The 17,411-nt window shown below is 65.9% G+C and carries 19 protein-coding genes; 9 read left to right on the top strand and 10 right to left on the bottom strand.

What is annotated here, in order from left to right; translation table 11 throughout:
- The first annotated feature begins 93 nt into the window (after positions 1-93).
- Positions 94-702, top strand: coding sequence for a 4'-phosphopantetheinyl transferase family protein (locus QO058_RS23435; protein ID WP_284168615.1), 609 nt, complete (start codon positions 94-96; stop codon positions 700-702).
- Between the two features lie 8 nt (positions 703-710).
- Here QO058_RS23435 and QO058_RS23430 read toward each other — a convergent pair whose 3' ends face one another.
- The 4 genes from QO058_RS23430 to QO058_RS23415 all read right to left on the bottom strand — a co-directional run bounded on the left by QO058_RS23430 (position 711) and on the right by QO058_RS23415 (position 4,227).
- On the bottom strand, positions 711-1,451 hold the full coding sequence (locus QO058_RS23430; RefSeq protein WP_284168614.1) for a TerC family protein: 741 nt from the start codon (positions 1,449-1,451) through the stop codon (positions 711-713).
- A 19-nt stretch (positions 1,452-1,470) separates the two neighbouring features.
- Entirely contained in the window at positions 1,471-2,175 is a 705-nt protein-coding gene (locus tag QO058_RS23425) for a TerC family protein (RefSeq protein ID WP_284168613.1), read from the bottom strand.
- Positions 2,176-2,248: 73 nt separating this feature from the next.
- A complete protein-coding gene (locus tag QO058_RS23420; protein ID WP_284168612.1) occupies positions 2,249-3,328 on the bottom strand; it encodes a tartrate dehydrogenase in 1,080 nt (359 codons plus the stop codon).
- A complete protein-coding gene (locus QO058_RS23415) occupies positions 3,325-4,227 on the bottom strand; it encodes an alpha/beta fold hydrolase (RefSeq protein WP_284168611.1) in 903 nt (300 codons plus the stop codon). The genes QO058_RS23420 and QO058_RS23415 overlap by 4 nt, the downstream gene beginning before the upstream one ends.
- 417 nt (positions 4,228-4,644) lie before the next feature.
- Here QO058_RS23415 and QO058_RS23410 point away from each other — a divergent pair, with 417 nt between their 5' ends.
- On the top strand, positions 4,645-4,947 hold the full coding sequence (locus QO058_RS23410; RefSeq protein ID WP_284168610.1) for a hypothetical protein: 303 nt from the start codon (positions 4,645-4,647) through the stop codon (positions 4,945-4,947).
- 22 nt (positions 4,948-4,969) lie between these two features.
- Here the strand turns inward: QO058_RS23410 and pheT are convergent, their stop codons facing one another.
- Genes pheT through pheS form a run of 3 tightly spaced genes read right to left on the bottom strand, consistent with a single transcriptional unit; the run spans position 4,970 to position 9,681 of the window.
- A complete protein-coding gene (gene pheT / locus QO058_RS23405) occupies positions 4,970-7,393 on the bottom strand; it encodes a phenylalanine--tRNA ligase subunit beta (RefSeq protein ID WP_284168609.1) in 2,424 nt (807 codons plus the stop codon).
- Complete coding sequence (locus QO058_RS23400; protein WP_284168608.1) at positions 7,390-8,577, bottom strand: glycosyltransferase; 1,188 nt, start codon at positions 8,575-8,577, stop codon at positions 7,390-7,392. Before QO058_RS23400 ends, pheT begins: the two co-directional genes overlap by 4 nt.
- Before the next feature lie 21 nt (positions 8,578-8,598).
- The gene (pheS, locus tag QO058_RS23395; RefSeq protein ID WP_284168607.1) at positions 8,599-9,681 is read right to left on the bottom strand and encodes a phenylalanine--tRNA ligase subunit alpha; all 1,083 of its coding nucleotides are present in this window, start codon (positions 9,679-9,681) and stop codon (positions 8,599-8,601) included.
- Here pheS and QO058_RS23390 point away from each other — a divergent pair.
- From QO058_RS23390 to QO058_RS23375, 4 genes are read left to right on the top strand one after another with little or no spacing between them, the layout of a single operon-like run.
- Complete coding sequence (locus QO058_RS23390; RefSeq protein WP_284168606.1) at positions 9,665-10,261, top strand: hypothetical protein; 597 nt, start codon at positions 9,665-9,667, stop codon at positions 10,259-10,261. The genes pheS and QO058_RS23390 overlap by 17 nt on opposite strands.
- A 4-nt stretch (positions 10,262-10,265) precedes the next feature.
- Positions 10,266-10,781 carry a hypothetical protein gene (locus QO058_RS23385; RefSeq protein ID WP_284168605.1) on the top strand — a complete coding sequence of 172 codons (516 nt, stop codon included), beginning with the start codon at positions 10,266-10,268 and terminating at the stop codon, positions 10,779-10,781.
- Positions 10,778-11,398, top strand: a complete 621-nt coding sequence (locus QO058_RS23380; RefSeq protein WP_284168604.1) for an SCO family protein — start codon at positions 10,778-10,780, stop codon at positions 11,396-11,398. The genes QO058_RS23385 and QO058_RS23380 overlap by 4 nt, the downstream gene beginning before the upstream one ends.
- A gap of 57 nt (positions 11,399-11,455) precedes the next feature.
- A complete protein-coding gene (locus QO058_RS23375) occupies positions 11,456-12,217 on the top strand; it encodes an LOG family protein (protein WP_284168603.1) in 762 nt (253 codons plus the stop codon).
- A 165-nt stretch (positions 12,218-12,382) separates the two neighbouring features.
- On the opposite strand, the gene rplT is transcribed toward QO058_RS23375, so the two are convergent.
- The 3 genes from rplT to QO058_RS23360 form a co-directional block, all read right to left on the bottom strand.
- Positions 12,383-12,757, bottom strand: coding sequence for a 50S ribosomal protein L20 (gene rplT / locus QO058_RS23370; RefSeq protein ID WP_284168602.1), 375 nt, complete (start codon positions 12,755-12,757; stop codon positions 12,383-12,385).
- A 28-nt stretch (positions 12,758-12,785) separates the two neighbouring features.
- Positions 12,786-12,986, bottom strand: a complete 201-nt coding sequence (rpmI, locus tag QO058_RS23365) for a 50S ribosomal protein L35 (RefSeq protein WP_110488066.1) — start codon at positions 12,984-12,986, stop codon at positions 12,786-12,788.
- Between the two features lie 157 nt (positions 12,987-13,143).
- Entirely contained in the window at positions 13,144-14,349 is a 1,206-nt protein-coding gene (locus QO058_RS23360) for an MFS transporter (protein ID WP_284168601.1), read from the bottom strand.
- 113 nt (positions 14,350-14,462) lie between these two features.
- Between QO058_RS23360 and QO058_RS23355 the strand changes: the two genes are divergently transcribed.
- The 3 genes from QO058_RS23355 (at position 14,463) to QO058_RS23345 (ending at position 17,392) form a co-directional block, all read left to right on the top strand.
- Positions 14,463-15,056, top strand: coding sequence for a TetR/AcrR family transcriptional regulator (locus QO058_RS23355; protein ID WP_284168600.1), 594 nt, complete (start codon positions 14,463-14,465; stop codon positions 15,054-15,056).
- 108 nt (positions 15,057-15,164) lie between these two features.
- Complete coding sequence (locus QO058_RS23350) at positions 15,165-16,058, top strand: MurR/RpiR family transcriptional regulator (RefSeq protein ID WP_284168599.1); 894 nt, start codon at positions 15,165-15,167, stop codon at positions 16,056-16,058.
- Entirely contained in the window at positions 16,055-17,392 is a 1,338-nt protein-coding gene (locus tag QO058_RS23345; protein WP_284168598.1) for an aspartate aminotransferase family protein, read from the top strand. The genes QO058_RS23350 and QO058_RS23345 overlap by 4 nt, the downstream gene beginning before the upstream one ends.
- The last annotated feature ends 19 nt before the right edge of the window (positions 17,393-17,411 follow it).

Below are 17,411 nucleotides of genomic sequence, written 5' to 3'. Positions count from 1 at the left end.
ACGCCCTGCAAGCTCCGGGCCTCCATGAACGCGGCGCAGGGCGGGCCAGGGCCGTCTCCTTCCGCCGCAGGGCGCGGTGCACTAGAACGCCGCATGCACTGGCTCTCCTCCGCCGACGATACTGCCCCTGCCCTGCCAGCCGTCTGGCTGATCGCGACGCAAGAGCAGCCCGCAAACCTGCCGGAGCGCGCGGAGTTGCGCCGCTCGCTCGCACGCAAAGTACTGGCCCGCCAGTTCAGTCTAGCAGAGGATGCTGTCGAGATCGGGCATGAGCCTACGGGGCGGCCGCTGATCGTCGCCCCGCACGGTGCTGGGCTGCACCTGTCGCTCGCGACACGCTCAGGCCTTGTCGCGGTTGCCCTGGCGCATCAGCCGGTCGGCGTCGACGTCGAGCAGGTTGCACTCGCAGGCGAACCGCCGCTCGCCGTGCTGCACCCCGACGAACGAAGCTGGTTCGAGAGCCTGCCCGCCCCTGCCCGGCCGCTGGCCTTCGCCCAGCTCTGGAGTGCCAAGGAGGCCTATGTGAAAGCGCTCGGTACCGGTTTCGCACGGGCGCCAGAGAGCGTCGCCGTACAGCTCGACGGGACCGAACGCTTCACCGTCGTGGATAAGCGGGATGGGCGCCACGCCAGCGGCTTCATCCGGCTCACGAAAAACGGCGGCCATGAAACCATGGCCGCCGCGTTCATCACGCTCGATTGAGGTAGGCTCTAGCCCGGCTGATCGACCGGCTTCTTCTTCAGAGCATAGGCGACGACGACGACGACGATCGCGCCGAGTGCGGCCGCCGCGTAATGCGGCAGGTTCGCAGGCGCAAGCCCGACCGGATTGACGTCGAGCGGCACGGTGACGACCCAGCTCGGGACCACCGTCATCAGCCAGCGCAGCACGGCCGCATCGCCGAGGATCATTTCCGCCGCGATCCAGCCGAGCAGGGCCGCGCCGAGCCAGACGATAATCGGGTAGCGTTCGATGATCTTGGTCAGGAGCTGGGCGCCCATGATGATCAGCGGGATCGTCAGCAGCAGGCCGAAGATGAAGAGCTCGGCGTGGCCGCGCGAGGCGGCCGCGATGGCGACGACGTTGTCGAGACTCATCACCGCATCGGCGATGGCGATGGTGCGGACGGCGCGCCAAAGATTGTCGCTGGCCTCGATCTCGCTATGAGCCTCCTCCTCGCCCATGGCGAGCTTGATCGCGATCCAGAACAGCAGGACGCCACCAACGACCTTGAGAAAAGGCACCGCCAGCAGATAGCTGACGACCAGCGCGAAGATGATTCGCAGGCCCACGGCAGCGCCGGCGCCGAGCCAGATGCCGAGCTTGCGCCGGTTTTCGGGCAATGAGCGGCAGGCGAGCGCGATGACGACCGCATTGTCACCGGAGAGAAGGAGGTCGATCCAGATGATCTGGAGCAACGACACCCAGAATGTCGAAGATGAAAAGTCCATAGGTCGGTCAGTCCCTGTGTCAGAGGGCCGGATCTGGCCGGCGATGCTTGAGGAAGTAGCCAAGGCCGAGCACGAGCAGGGCCCCAAGGATGGCAGCGGGGTATTCGAGCTGGTGGGCCAACGTCTCGCCGAGCTTGCCGATCAGCCAGGGATCGGTTTCGAACATCTCGCCCGCGACCCAGCCGAGCAGGCCGGCGCCGGCCCAGACCAGGATCGGGAAACGGGTCAGGAGCGAGGTGATCAGCGAGGCGCCGAGCACGATCAGCGGGATCGAGATGATCAGGCCGCCGACCAGCAGCGGGATCGAGTCCTTGGCGACAGCGGCGATGGCGAGCACATTGTCGAGGCTCATGACGATGTCGGCGATCGCCACCGTCTGCACCGCCTTCCAGAGCTTGCTGCTGGCAGCGACCGCATTCTCGTCGCCCTCGCCGTCCTCGATGATCAGCTTGACCGCGATCCAGACGAGCAGCAGCGCGCCGACGATGTGCAGGAACGGCATGTTGAGGAGCGAGGCGATCAGCACGGTGAAGACGACGCGCAGCAACACCGCCACGCCGGCGCCCAGCGCAATGCCCTTGGCGCGCTGCTCGGGCGCGAGCGCCCGGCAGGCGAGCGCGATCACCACCGCATTGTCTCCCGACAAGACGATGTTGAGCGCGATGATCTCGAAGAGTTTGCCCCAGAGCGCCGGGTCGAGCAGTGAGAATGTCAGATCGGGCACCTTATCCCCCCTCCTTAAGTCTTACGTCTTTTTCGGCGCCGACCACTGCTTGTGGTCAGCGCCGGCCTTGTCGTCAACCCAGCGCCTGCTCGATCGCCTTGCCGGCAGCCTCAGTATTTAGGCTACCGCCGAGATCGCGCGTGCGGGTGCGGGCGTCGCCGAGCGCGCGCTCGATCGCCGCCTCGATCGCCTTGGCCGCTTCATGCTCGCCGAGATGATCGAGCATCATCGCGCCCGACCAGATCTGGCCGACGGGATTGGCGATGCCCTGCCCGGCGATATCCGGCGCCGAGCCATGCACCGGCTCGAACAGCGAGGGATGATCACCGGTCGGGTTTATGTTGCCGGACGGCGCGATGCCGATCGTGCCGGTACAGGCCGGGCCGAGATCGGAGAGGATGTCACCGAAGAGGTTGGAAGCGACGACGACGTCGAAACGATCCGGATTAAGTACGAAATGCGCGGTCAGGATGTCGATATGGTACTGGTCGACGGCGACGTCGGGATAGCTCTTGGCCATCTCCTTCACGCGCTCATCCCAGTACGGCATGGTGATCGAGATGCCGTTCGACTTGGTCGCCGAGGTCAGCTTCTTGCGCGGCCGGCGCTGCGCCAGTTCGAACGCGTATTTCAGCACGCGGTCGACGCCGACGCGGCTCATGATCGTCTCCTGGATGACGATCTCGCGCTCGGTGCCGCCATACATGCGCCCGCCAACCGAGGAGTACTCGCCCTCGGTGTTCTCGCGCACGACGAAGAAGTCGATGTCGCCCGGCTTGCGGCCGACGAGCGGGCCGGGCACGCCCGGCATCAGCCGCACGGGGCGCAGGTTGACGTACTGGTCGAACTCGCGTCGGAACAGCAGCAACGAGCCCCAGAGCGAGATATGGTCCGGCACCTGCGCCGGCATGCCGACGGCGCCGAAATAGATCGCGTCATGGCCGCCGATCTTCTCCTTCCAGTCGTCTGGCAGCATCTTGCCGTGCTTGGCGTAGTAGTCGCAGGAGGAGAAATCGAACTCGTCGAGCTGGAGCTCGAAGCCGTATTTCTTCGAGGCCGCCTCGAGCACGCGCAGCCCCTCGGGCATGACCTCCTTGCCAATGCCGTCACCGGCAATGGCGGCGATGCGGTAGACGCGGTTGGTGCGGCTCATATGTCTTCTCCGAAAAAGGCCGAGAATTCGGCGGCGACGAGATCGGGGATCTCCTCCGCCAGATAATGCCCGCCCGGCAGGGCCCGGCCTTGGACGTTTTCCGCGCGCTCGCGCCAGAGCGCCAGCACATCGAAGCATTTTCCGACGGCGCCGCGATCGCCCCACAGCGCCAGCATCGGGCATTCGACCTTCTTGCCACCGTCGGCATCGTCATGGGCGATGTCGATCGTCGCCGCGGCGCGATAGTCTTCGCAGCTGGCATGGATCATCGCCGGGTCGCGAAAGCAGCGAAGATATTCGCCCAGCGCCGCAGGCTCGAACAGCCGCATGTCCGAGGCGCGCCGGCTCGTCCAGTAGAACTCCGGATCGGCGCCGATCATGCGCTCCGGCATCGGTGCCGGCTGGATCAGGAAGAACCAGTGCCAATAAGCGCGGGCGAAGGCATCGGTGGTGTGGCGATACATCTCGCGCGTCGGCGCGATGTCGAGCGTCGCCAGCTTGAGAACCCGCTCGCTGTGGTCCAGCGCCAGCCGGTGCGCGACGCGGGCGCCGCGATCATGCGAGCCGACGAAGAAGCGATCGTGTCCGAGCGCTCTCATGACCTCGGCCATGTCCTGCGCCATGGTGCGCTTGGCGTAGGGCGCATGATCGGCCGCGCTCGGCGGCTTTTCGGAATCGCCGTAGCCGCGAAGGTCCGGGCAGACCAGGGTGAAGTGCTGCGCCAGCTGCGGAGCGATCCGCCGCCACATGATGTGGGTCTGCGGATAACCGTGCAGCAGGAGCAGCGGCGGCCCCTTGCCGCCCGTCCGCACGCGGATGCGCGCGCCCGTCGTCGCGACATCGAGCAACCGGAAGCCGGGAAAGAGATCGTCCGCGACAGGGAGCTCGGTCAGCGACATCAGGCCTCTCGGATTGCAACAATCAAAGCCGATACCCGGATTTTCAAACGATTTCTTGCGCCGATTATTTCATAATCCTGATCAATAACGGTGGCGCGGCAAAAGCCGCGCAGCCATCATTCCCGGGCGGAGCTACAGCGAGCGACCATGTCTCCCACTGGATTGAACGAAAACGACCCGGTCAAGCGTCTCTTCGCGCCCCTTATCGGACTACCCGCATGGAGCGTTCAGAAAGGGCAAGGCTCCATGCTGACCTTTGAGTTTGGGAACCCCTCACTCCAGATCAGAGAACCAGTCAAAGCCAGCGCAGACGCAAGTCCTGAAGCAAGGGCGTCATTGGCTCGGCGAAGGGTCATGCCACGCGGGGAGTGGCATCTCTGGATCTACTGCTGCAACTGGCGGTGCCTTGCGAATGGCGTGGAGATTGCCCATTCCGATTCTGCCGATGCTGACATCGCAGCGGCGGCCGCCGAACTGGACGGCCAGCGCCTTCTGGCGGTGAATGTCGAGCCGCTTCAGGGCAGGTCGACTTTCACATTCGATCTCGGGGGATTGCTGGAGACTTCGCCCTATGACGACAGCGAAGACGAGCAGTGGCTCGTCTATCGCGTTTCCGGCGATGTTTTCACCTACCGCGCCGACGGTCACTACCGTTGGGGACCGTCGGATGAACAACCGGGAAACGACATCTGGCTGCCGCTGATGCTGAACCAGATCTGAGCCTCACCGCTGCGACCTGATACTACCCGCGCAGCACGGCACTGTAGCGCTTGGCCATCTCCGCGACGATCTTGGCCGCAACGGCCTCGATCTCGGTGTCGGTCAGCGTCTTCTGCGTCGGTTGCAGCGTCACCGCCAGCGCGACCGACTTCTTGCCGGCTTCGACGCCCGTGCCCTCGTAGAGATCGAACACCCCGACATCGGAGACCAGCGCGCGATCGGCATTCTGGGCGCTCTTGGCCATCTCGCCGGCCGCCACCGCCTTGTCGACGATGAAGGCGAAGTCGCGCGTCACCGGCTGGAAGTCGGAGAGCGCGAGCTTCGGCTTGACCTTGGTCGGCTTGTACTTGGGCAGCGGCAATGCATCGAGATGGATCTCGAAGGCGACCAGCGGGCCCTTGACGTCGAGGGCCTTGAGCACGCGTGGATGGATCTCGCCGAAAGCGCCGATCACACCCTTGGGGCCGAATTGCAGCGTGGCCGAGCGGCCGGGATGGGCCCAGGCCGGACCACCCGCGACGATCTGCAGGCCACCGACCGGAACACCGAGCCCGGAGAGCAGGCCGAACACGTCAGCCTTGGCATCGAAGGCGTCGACCGGCTTGGCCGCGCCGTCCCAATGGCGTCCGGCACCCTCGAGCCGGGCCGTGCCGCGGCGCAGGCCGGCAGCGGCGATGAGCTGGCCTTCCGGCTCGTCGCTCTGGAAGATCTGGCCGACCTCGAACAGCGCGACATCGCCGAAGCCGCGATCGGCATTGGCCTGCGCCGAGCGGATCAGCCCCGGCAGCAGCGAGGGGCGCATATCGGAGAGATCGGCCGCGATCGGGTTGGCGAGCACGAGCTTGCGCGAACCGCCGCCGAAGAGCTTGGCAGCATCATGCGAGATGAAGGACCAGGTCACGGCCTCGACCAGGCCGCGGCTGGCAAGCAGGCGCTTGGCCTGGCGCGTGCGCTTCTGCAGCACGGTCAGCACCGGCTTGATGACCTCGCCCTTGATGCGCGGCAGCGGCGCCGGAGCGACGCGGTCGAGCCCGGCGATGCGCAGGATCTCCTCGACGAGATCGGCCTTGCCCTCGACATCGGCACGCCAGGACGGCGGCGCGACCTTGACGCGCTCGCCAGCCCCGGAAACGTGGAAGCCGAGCGAGGTCAGCGCCAGCTTCATCTCGACTTGCGGCAGGTCGAGCCCGGTCAGGCGCTTGACCTCGGACCAGGGGAAATCGATGGCGCGCAGGCTGTCGGGCAAATCGCCGGCGAAGACGACCTCGGACGGCTCGCCGCCGCAGAGCGTCATGATCATTTGCGTCGCCATGTCGAGACCGGGCCGGGTGAAGTCCGGATCGATGCCGCGCTCGTTGCGGTAGCGCGCGTCGGAGTTGATGCCGAGGGCGCGGCCGGTGCGGGCGATGTTGAGCGTGTTCCAGAGCGCGCTCTCGACCAGCACGTCGGTGGTGGTCTCGTCGCAGCCGGAATGCTCACCGCCCATCACGCCGGCGATCGACTCGACGCCATTGTCGTCGGTGATCACGACCATCTCGTCGGTCAGCGCATAGGTCCTGCCGTCGAGCGCCAGCACCTCCTCGCCTTCCTTGGCGCGCCGGACGACGAGATCGCCCTTGACCTTGGCCGCGTCGAAAACGTGCAGCGGCCGGTTGCGGTCGAAGGTCATGAAGTTGGTGATGTCGACCAGCGCGTTGATCGGGCGAAGGCCGATGGCGCGCAGGCGCGCCTGCAACCACTCCGGCGACGGACCGTTCTTGACGCCGCGGACCAGCCTGAGCGCGAAGACCTGGCAGAGGTTGCGGTCCTCCTCGGCGAAATCGAGCTTGAGATCGACCGGGCACGGGAAGGCGCCGCGCACTGGCTGGACCGGCGGTGTCTTGACCGTGCCGAGACCGGCGGCAGCGAGATCGCGGGCGATGCCGGAAACACCAAGCGCATCGGCCCGGTTCGGGGTCACCGCGATCTCGATCACCGCATCGTCGAGGCCGACATAGGTCGCATAGGGCTGGCCGACCGGCGCATCCTCAGGCAGATCGATGATGCCGTCATGGTCCTCGGAGAGTTGCAGCTCGGCCTCGGAAACCAGCATGCCGTTCGACTCGACGCCGCGGATCACGCCCTTGCCGAGCGTGATGTCCTTGCCGGGGATATAGGTGCCGGGCGGCGAGAAGACGCCCTTCATGCCGGTGCGGGCATTGGGCGCGCCGCAAACGACCTGGACCGGCTCGCCCGAGCCAGTGTCGACCATGCAGACGCGCAGGCGGTCGGCATTCGGGTGCTGCTTCGCCTCGATGACATAGGCGATGGTGAAGGCTGACAGCGCCTTGGCCTTGTCCTCGATCGCCTCGACCTCAAGGCCGATGCGGGTCAGCGCCTCGGTGATGGCGTCGAGCGAATCCGTGGTGTCGAGATGCTCTTTGAGCCAGGAGAGTGTGAACTTCATGGTGTTCCGTCGCTACGCATATTGGCTGCCGACAATGCCGGGGCGGCTTTATTCAGCTCGTCCTCGCCGTCCGTCTTGATCTTCATATCGTTGCCGCGCCAGCTGACTTCGCGGGCGACGAAGGCATAGGCCCAGATGCCGGGAAAGACGAGATCGCGCACCAGATAGGCCGCCGGCGTGCGCCAGTTGACGAACCAGCCGACGCCCTTCGCCAGCACGAGCTCACCGGCATACCAGACAGCGAACACCGCAAGCACGGCCTGCCAGGCTGCGAACCCGAAAGCGGGGGCGGCGTAAGCGGCAAGCAATGCCGGCACCAGCGGCCCGACCAGGATCTCCGGCGCGAAGAAGGGCAGGAAGGTGACGCGGCGCAGCCGCGCCCAACGAAACTGGCGCTGGACGACGTCGCGCAGGCTGCGCGCCCCGAGCGGCTGCTCGAAGGGCTGGCCGACGAGATGGACGTGCTTTCTGGCCTTGCGAACCAGCTTGGTCGCCGCGGCATCCTCGGCGATCTCGGCAGCGAGCGCGGCGATGCCGCCATTGGCATCGAGGAAGGGCTTGTTCCAGAGCATCGACTTGCCCTGGGCGAAGCCGAAACCGAGTGCCTCGCCGGCATATTGCCAGCGCGCCTGGAAGGTATTGAGGAAGGCGCACTCGACCTCGGCACCGAAGCAGCCCGGCCGCGAGCCGGCGGGCGTCGAGCAGACCAGGCCGGTGTCGTCGCGCCAGGATTGCATCAGCCGCTGGATATAGTCCTTCGGCATCAGCACGTTGGAATCGGCGAGGACCACCCAGTCGTGGCGCGCCGCCTCCCAGCCCTTGACGCAGTTGTTGAGCTTGGGATTGGCGCTGACGGCGACGTCTCCGACGATCAAGCGCACGCGGTCCGCGCCATAGGTCGCGATCAGCTCCTCGATCAGTGGCACGATCGGATCATGGCCGTCGGCGACGCAGAAGATCGTTTCATAGACCGGATAGTCGAGCTCGAGCCCGGAGGTCAGCGTCTCCCGGCTGAAGGTCTCGATGCCGCGCACCGGGCGAACGACCGTCACCGGCGGAGCGAGCTTCTGGAGACGCGACGGCGTCTGCTTCCGGCGCAGGCGCACGAAGGCGATCGCCAGGCACAGCAGATTGGCGGCGACCATCAGCGCCGCGATCAGGCCAGCCCACTGCGCGCCGTTCATGCGTCTCCCCTCCCGGTCAGGTTACGAGGTCAGCCCGCCGGTCAGCGTCGGCAGGTCGAGCGGGCGGAAGCCGTAATGCGACAGCCAGCGGATATCGGCCTCGAAGAAGGGCCGCAGGTCCGGCATGCCGTATTTCAGCATGGCGATACGATCGATGCCCATGCCCCAGGCGAAGCCCTGGTAGACGTCGGGATCGAGCCCGCAATTCCTCAGCACATTCGGGTGGACCATGCCGCAGCCGAGGATCTCGAGCCAGTCGTCGCCCTCGCCGAAGCGGATCTCTCCGTCCTTGCGCGAGCACTGGATGTCGACCTCGGCCGAGGGCTCGGTGAACGGGAAGAAGGACGGCCGGAAGCGCATCTTGACGCCTTCGACCTCGAAGAACGCCTTGCAGAACTCCTCCAGCACCCATTTCATGTGGCCGAAATGGGTCTTCTTGTCGATGACGAGGCCCTCGACCTGATGGAACATCGGCGTGTGGGTCTGGTCGGAATCCATCCGGTAGGTCCGGCCGGGGCAGATCACCCGGATCGGCGGCTCCTGCGACAGCATGGTGCGGACCTGGACCGGCGAGGTGTGGGTGCGCAGGAGCTTGCGCTCGCCATTGGAATCCGGCGCGAAGAAGAAGGTGTCGTGCATCTCCCGGGCCGGATGGCCGACCGGGAAGTTGAGCTTGGTGAAGTTGAGATCGTCGGTCTCGACGTCCGGGCCTTCGGCGATCGAGAAGCCCATGTCGCCGAAGATCGCGGTGATCTCGTCAATCACCTGGCTGATCGGGTGGATGCGCCCGCGCGCCTCCGGGCCCTCGCGCACCGGCAGCGAGATGTCGAGCCGCTCGGCGGCGAGCCTGGCTTCCAGCGCGACTTCGCCGAGCGCATCCTTGCGAGCGGCGAGCGCCTGCTGGACGGTGTCGCGCAGGCCGTTGATGCGGGGGCCCTGCTCCTTGCGCTCGTCCGGCGTCATCGTGCCGAGCGTCTTCAGCAGCCCCGAGACCGAGCCGGACTTGCCGAGCGCCGCGATGCGCAGCTGCTCGAGCGCCGCCTCGTCTCCGGCCGCCTCGATCTCACCGACAAGTGAATCGCGAAGGGTGTCGATGTCGTTCATGCCTGCTCTGGTCCGTTTGCGAGGCATCTTCTATGGTGTCGGCGGCGGTGAGGCTAGGGGCAATCGTGCTGGCAAAGCATCGCGCAAGCGAGGAAATGCCGGCCGGATTCCGGGATCGCGTGCAAAGATGACAATCTTGTCTCAAGCCCTGCGCTCGGCGTTCTTATCCGCAGCTTTTGTAGCGCTATTCGCCTTCGCGGTGCCCGCACGCGCCCAGCAGGGCGGCCAGCGCGTCACCGTCACCGGCGAGATCAGCGACAGCTGGTGCACGATCAGCGGGCTGATGTTCGCCAAAGGCACGGCGCATCATCAATGCGCCATCTGGTGCGCACTCGGCGGCATTCCGGTCGCGATCCGCGACGCCGGCGGCAATCTCTACCTGATCCTGAAGATCGGCGACGACGAGGACAGCGCCGCAAATCCGCGCGTGGCGAAGCTGGCGACGCATGAGGTCACGGTCGATGGTGAGCTGCTCGAGCGCGACGGCGTCAAGTACCTGCTGGTCGACCGCATCGCCGACGACAAGGGCGTCATCACGATGACGCATGAAGAACACGGCATCCAGCCGTTCGGGAATTGAGGCGATGGATACTATCGTCAAGGCACTCGGCGTCGCTGTGTTGCTCGCTGGCACGCCGTCCCTCGCTGCCGAGCCCTGGAACATCCCGCACGAAAAGCAGGTGGTGTTGAAGGGTCGCGTCGTCGATGCGCTGTGTCAGCTCAAAGGCCGCTGCGCACCAGATTGCGGCGCCGGCAAGCGGCAGCTCGGGCTCGCGCTCTCCGACGGAACCTTCAGGCTGGTCGCCAAGTCGAACATCGACTTCGCTGGCGCGACCGGCGACCTCGCCGGCTATTGCGGACGCGAGATCGAGGCCGACGGCCTGCTGATCGAGAACCCGGCGGTGACCCTGTTCTTCGTGCAGCGCCTGCGCGAGCGACCGGATCAGGACTGGATCGCCGCCGAACGCTTCAAGGCCGATTGGGAGGCCAGGAACAGCAAGGCCGAGGAATGGTGGCGCGGCGATCCACAGGCCAACCGGATCATCGCCGAAGATGGGCCGTTCGGCGTCAAGGGTCTAGCCCCCAAGCCGAAGCCATGACCAGACGGATCAGCCGCCGCCTCCTGCTCGCCGGTCTTGCTGCCGGCTCGGCGGTTGCCGCTCGCGCGCAGGACCATGGCGGCCACAGCCCCTCCCCGGCCGCCAGGCCACCGCAAGACCCGCTGGCGACGCAATTCGGTGGCCCATTCAGCCTGACCGACCACACCGGGAAGCGGGTGACGGAGGCTGAGTTTCTCGGCCGCTTTATGCTGATCTATTTCGGCTTTACCCGTTGCACCGATACTTGCCCGGTCGACTTGCCGATCATCGCGCAGGCGCTCGATGCGCTCGGGCCTCTGGCCGCGAAGGTCGCGCCGTTGTTCGTCAGCGTCGATCCGGTCAACGACACCCCGGTTGTTATGGCAGCCTATGTCGCGAACTTCCATCCCCGGCTCATCGGGCTATCCGGCAACGAGGCCGAGCTGGCAGCGGTCGCCAGGGCCTACAAGGTGCATCGCCGCAAGCTGACGCAAGCGCATCACGGCAACGGCGAATATACCATCGACCACGGCTCGCTGACCTATCTGATGGGACAGGACGGCCGCTTCCTGACCCTGCTGCCTCATAATTCCGGCGCCGAACGCATGGCGGGCGTATTGCGGAAATACATCTCGTGACGTGATAGGCGTGGCGCATCGTCTCAGCGCAACCCGCCCCCGCAAAGAAGCCCGCCTATGCCAGACAACAGCGCCCAGAAGAACTCGCCCTCCTACCGGATCGCCGCCCTCGACCAGGACTTTCTCCTCGGCGACTCCATGCGCGGGGCGCGCTTCATGCTCGAATACCAGAAGGCCGAGGACAGCCTGCGGGCCCGCGGCATCCTCTCGACCATCGTCGTCTTCGGCTCGGCGCGGGTGAGCGAGGGCAATCCCTGGTACGAGGCGGCGCGTGCCTTCGCCCGGATCGCCTCTGAACGCGGCGGCGCGCTCGACGGCAAGGACCAAGGCCGGAACCACGTCATCGCCACCGGCGGCGGGCCGGGCATCATGGAAGCCGCCAATCGCGGCGCCACCGAGGCCGGCGCGGTCTCGATCGGCTTCAACATTACCCTGCCGCATGAGCAGGATCCTAATGCGTGGTCGACGCCGGACCTGACCTTCCGCTTCCATTATTTCGCGATGCGCAAGATGCACCTCGCCATGCGGGCGGCGGCGCTGGTGGTCTTCCCCGGCGGTTTCGGCACGCTCGACGAATTGTTCGAGATCATGACGCTGGTGCAGACCGGCAAAATGCCGCCGGTGCCGATCGTGCTCTACGACAGCGCCTATTGGCAGGGCCTGATCAACCTCGACCGGATGGCCGAGGCCGGCTTCATCCGGCCCGAGGACCTCAAGCTGTTCTGCTATGCGAACAGTCCGGAGGAAGCCTATCAGCGCATCCTCGACGGTGCCGGCGAGAACTGGACGCCGAAGGCGGTGGAGAAGGTGCAGACGTAACCGTTGGCCGGTCTTCCGTCATGGTCAGGCTTGCCCCGACCATCCGCGTCTTCAGACGGTGTTCAAGACATGGATGCTCGCCACAAGGACGAGCATGACGGCGTGCTCAAACGAAAAAGGCCGGCGTTTCCGCCGGCCTTTTGCAATCCAATCAGGTCAGTCCGCTCAGGCGGCCTTGGCTTCGGCGGCGAGTACGCCCTTGACCGTCTCGACCACTGCAGCGAAGGCAGCCGCGTCGTCGATGGCAAGCGCCGACAGGGTCTTGCGGTCGAGCTCGAGGTTCGCCTTGATGAGGCCGCCCATGAACACCGAATAGGTCAGGCCGTGCTCGCGCACCGCAGCGTTCAGGCGCTGGATCCAGAGCGCGCGGAAGGTGCGCTTCCGGTTCTTGCGGTCACGATAGGCATATTGCATCGACCGATCGACGGCCGCCTTGGCGGCGCGGATCGTGTTCTTGCGGCGGCCATAGAAACCCTTGGCAGCCTCGAAAGTCTTCTTGTGCTTGGCATGGGACGTAACGCCCCGTTTAACACGAGCCATGTTTGATCTCCGGAAAGGTTGTCAGGCGTTAGCCGTTGGGGAGGAAATACTTCTTCACGTTGGCAGCATCGCCCTCGAAAAGAACGTTCGTCCCACGGTGATTGCGGAGCTGCTTGTTGGTCCGCTTGATCATGCCGTGACGCTTGCCAGCCTGGGCATAGAGCACCTTGCCGGTTCCGGTGAGCTTGAACCGCTTCTTAGCGGCCGATTTGGTCTTCATCTTGGGCATTTCAGCTCCTCATAGGTCGCGAGCGCGCGAATTGCGCCGCTTGAGTTTTGCTTTGGGAAGCAAAGAACGACCGCCACGGCAGCCCTTATCAGCCGGGCGATCGAAGGCGCGCGTATCGCAGAAAAGCCGCGCCCTTGCAAGCGCGACTTCTCATTCCTCAGGCGAGTGCCGGCTCGCGGGCCCGCCGCGGCTCGGCGATCAGGCAGAACCCGACCGTGACGATCGCCAGCGCCGAGAACCCGCCGGCGACCGAAACATAGAAGCCGCTGCTCGCGCCATAGACGTCGATCAGCCAGCCCGAGGCGGCCGAACCCGCCGCCATGCCGATGCCCATGCCGGTCATCACCCAGGTGATGCCCTCGGTCAGCTTCGAAGCCGGAACATGCCGCTCGACCAGCGCCATGGCGACGATGACGGTCGGCGAGATCGAGGCGCCGGCGATGAAGAGCACGATGCCCAGCATCCAGAGCGAGGACACGATCAGCAGCGGCAGCGTCGTCGCCGCGGCAAGCCCAATCGCAAGCAGTAATTGCGTGGCGAGTGGCATGCGCAGGCGGAGCGCGCCGAAGATGAGGCCGGTGATGAAGGAGCCGGCGGCATAGGCCGCGAGCGCCAGGCTCGCCGCCGCCTTGTTGCCCTGCGCTTCGGCGAAAGCGACCGCGGTGACCTCGGCCGTGCCGAAGACTACACCGAGCGCGACCATCAGCAGCGCGATGATCTGCACCGGCACCAGGCGGATGGCGGAGCTGCTGGCGCCGACGCCCTGCGAGTGCACGGGCGGCTCGGTCGCGCGCTGTACGACGAACAGAGCCATGCCGACGGCGAGCAGGATCGTCGCCGCGAGCGGCCCGGCCTCCGGGAACCAGATGACGCTGAGGCCGATCGAGATCACCGGGCCGAGCATGAAGATGACCTCGTCGATGACCGATTCGAAGGCGAAGGCGGTGCGCAAATGCGGCGTGTCGCGATAGATCTCGGTCCAGCGGGCGCGAACCATCGCCATCATGCTCGGCTCGAGTCCGGCGAGAGCGGCAAAGAGGAAAAGTACCCAGATCGGCGCCTCGAGGCGCGTCGCCAGCATCAGCCCGATCAGCGCGACAATGGTCGCGAGTGTGGCGGGGATCAGCACTTTGCTCTGGCCGTGGCGGTCGACCAGCCGTGAGATCTGCGGCGCGATCAGCGCATTGGAGAACGCGAAGGTCGCGGCGACGCCACCGGCAAGCCAGTACTGGCCGCGCGCCTGGGAGAGCATGGTGACGATGCCGATCGTCAGCATCGAGAATGGCATGCGGGCGAGGAAGCCGGCGGCTGAAAAGCCGATCGAACCGGGGGCCCGGAAAATCTCGCGATAGGGGTTAGGCATGGACGTCTCCGTCACATCAAAGCTTAATTGACATACGTTGCGTATGTGACATGAATAGCTACATACGCAACGTATGTCAATTAACATACGCCTCGTATGCGAAAGGAACATGGATGACGCGCAAGCCGCGCACACAGATGATTGCCGAGACCCGGGCCAAGCTGATCGCCGCGGCGCGCGCCGCCTTCGGCACGGTCGGCTATGCCCAGACCTCGATGGACGAGCTCACCGCCTCGGCCGGGCTGACACGAGGCGCACTCTACCATCATTTCGGCGACAAGAAGGGCCTGCTGGCGGCAGTGATCGTCGAGATCGACGGCGAGATGAACGCGCATATGCGGGCCGCCACGGCCAAGGCTGATGATCCCTGGACCGGTTTCCGCAACGAATGCACCGCCTATATCGAGCTGGCGCTCGATCCCGAAATCCAGCGCATCATGCTGCGTGAGGGCCCCGCCGTTCTCGGCGATCCCTGGGACTGGCCGACGCTGAGCGAGTGCATCCGTTCGATGACGGAGAGCCTGACGAAGCTGGCGGAGACCGGCGTTATCGCGCCGATCGATGCCGAAGCTGCGGCGCGGCTGATTGCTGGGGCGACGCAATACGCGGCGCAATGGATCGCACATGCGCCCGATCCGGAGGCGACCTCGCGCAAGGCGATCGAGGCCTTCAATTTGATGCTCGACGGACTCCTCGTCCGCAACTGAGCCGGTGGCAGAATGCCGCTGCGTCTGTCACCGATGAAACAAATGTTTCTTAGTTTCCATATCGACATTTTTGTTTCATGCGCGCCGACTCCTTGCTAGCATCCCCGCATGGACAAGCCCGGCCTGACGGCGAGCCTCACCGAGAGCTTCGAACAGTTGCCGCAGCAATTACAGGCGGCGGCGCGCTGGGTGCTCGACCATCCGGCTGATGTCGCGCTGCTGACGACGCGCGAGCAGGCCAAGCGGGCCGGCCTGTCGCCGGCCACCCTCACCCGGCTGGCGCAGCGCTTCGGCCTCAAGGGCTATGACGAACTCCGCGCCGTCCACGCCGCGGCGCTGCGGCGGCGGCCGGAAGGCTTTGCCGGTCGTGCCGGCGAGCTGATGCAGCGCCATGGCGAGGAAGGCCCGGGCGCGATCGCACAGGACATGTTCGCGGCACTGGCCGAACATCTCAAGGCTCTGCGTGAGCCACAGGCACTCGCCCGCTTCGAGCAGGCCGCCGACCTGCTCAGCGAAGCGCCGACCGTGTTCTGCTTTGGCCTGCGCTCGGCCTTCCCGGCCGCCTTCATGCTCGACTACATCCGCGACCTGATCGGAGCGGGCTCGGTCCTCGCCGACGGCGCCGGTGGACGCGGCATTGATGCGCTGCGCCGGATCGGCCCGGGCGATGCGCTCTTTGCCGTCTCGGTCGCGCCCTATACGCGGCTGACGGTACAAGCTGCTGAGATCGCGAAAGAGCACGGCGCAATGGTCGTGGCGCTGACCGACAGCGCGCTCTCGCCGCTCGCCGCCCTCGCCGATGTTGTATTGCTGGTGCGCACCGAGACGCCGTCCTTCTTTCACACGATGACGCCGGCTTTCGCCGCGGTCGAATGCCTGGCGGCGCTGATGACGGCGCGCAAGGGCGAGGCTGCGCTCGCCGCGATCGCGCGCCACGAGGCTGCACTCGACGCCGCCGGCACCTTCCTGAATTCAAGAGCCGCCAAGCGAGGCCACCGATGAGCCACATCCTGCATCGCATGCTGAGCAAGACCTATCCGACCGCGACCGGCGGCGAAGGCATGCTGCTGCGCGACCAGAACGGGCGCGAGCATATCGACGCTTCGGGCGGTGCCGCGGTCTCCTGCCTCGGCCATGCCCATCCCGACGTGCTCGCAGCGATGCATGCGCAGATCGACAAGCTCGCCTATGCCCATACCAGCTTCTTCACCACCGACGCGGCCGAGGAACTCGCCGACCATCTGATCGCGCGGGCGCCGGCCGGGATGGCATCAGTCTATTTCTGCAGCTCGGGCTCGGAGGCGATCGAGGCCTGCCTGAAGCTGGCGCGGCATTACTTCGTCGAGAAAGGCGAGCAAACCCGAGTCAACTTCATCTCGCGCCGGCAGAGCTATCACGGCATCACGCTGGGGGCGCTCTCGGTCGGCGGGCGGATGAAGGATCGCGCGCCCTTCGAGCAGATGCTGATGCAGGGCCATCACATCTCGCCTTGCTACGAATATCGCGACCGCCGCGCCGACGAGACCAGCGAGGAATACGGGCTTCGTGTCGCCGACGAGCTCGAGGGGAAGATCCTGGAGCTCGGGCCGGAGACGGTCTGCGCCTTCGTCGCGGAGACCGTAGTTGGGGCGACGCTCGGCGCTGTCCCAGCCGCCCCCGGTTATTTCAAGCGCATCCGCGAGATCTGCGACCGCCATGGCGTGCTGCTGATCCTCGACGAGGTGATGAGCGGCATGGGCCGCACCGGCACGCTGCATGCCTGCGAGCAGGAAGGCATCGCCCCCGATCTGATGGCGATCGCCAAGGGGCTCGGCGGCGGCTATGCGCCGATCGGCGCGATGCTGGCTTCGAAGCGGGTCATCGAGGCGGTCCGGCTGGGCTCGGGCATCTTCCCACACAGCCAGACCTATGTCGGCCATCCCCTCGCCTGCGCCACCGCGCTCGCCGTGCAGCAGGTGATCGAGCGCGACGACCTGCTCGCCAATGTCCGCAAGCAGGGCGCCAGGCTGGAGCAGCGCCTGCGCGAGCGCTTCGGCAATCACCATCATGTCGGCGATATCCGCGGGCGCGGCCATTTCTGGGGCATCGAGATCGTCGCCGACCGCTCGACCAAGACGCCCTTCGATCCAGCACTGAAGCTCAACGCCAGGATCAAGCAGGCAGCGCAGGACCGCGGCCTGCTGATCTACCCGATGGGCGGCACGGCCGACGGCACCGCCGGCGACCATATCCTGCTCGCACCGCCCTTCATCATCGATGCCGCGACCGTCGACACCATCGTCGAGCGACTCGGCGACGCCATCGACGCGAGCCTGGCCTCGGCCCGACCGGCCTGAGGCTCACCACAATCCGGGC

Origin of the sequence: Bosea vestrisii, from assembly GCF_030144325.1 — a bacterium.
Lineage (GTDB): Bacteria > Pseudomonadota > Alphaproteobacteria > Rhizobiales > Beijerinckiaceae > Allobosea > Allobosea vestrisii_A.
Note: the sequence above shows the minus strand (reverse complement) of the source record. Positions and strands in the feature narration are given on the sequence as shown.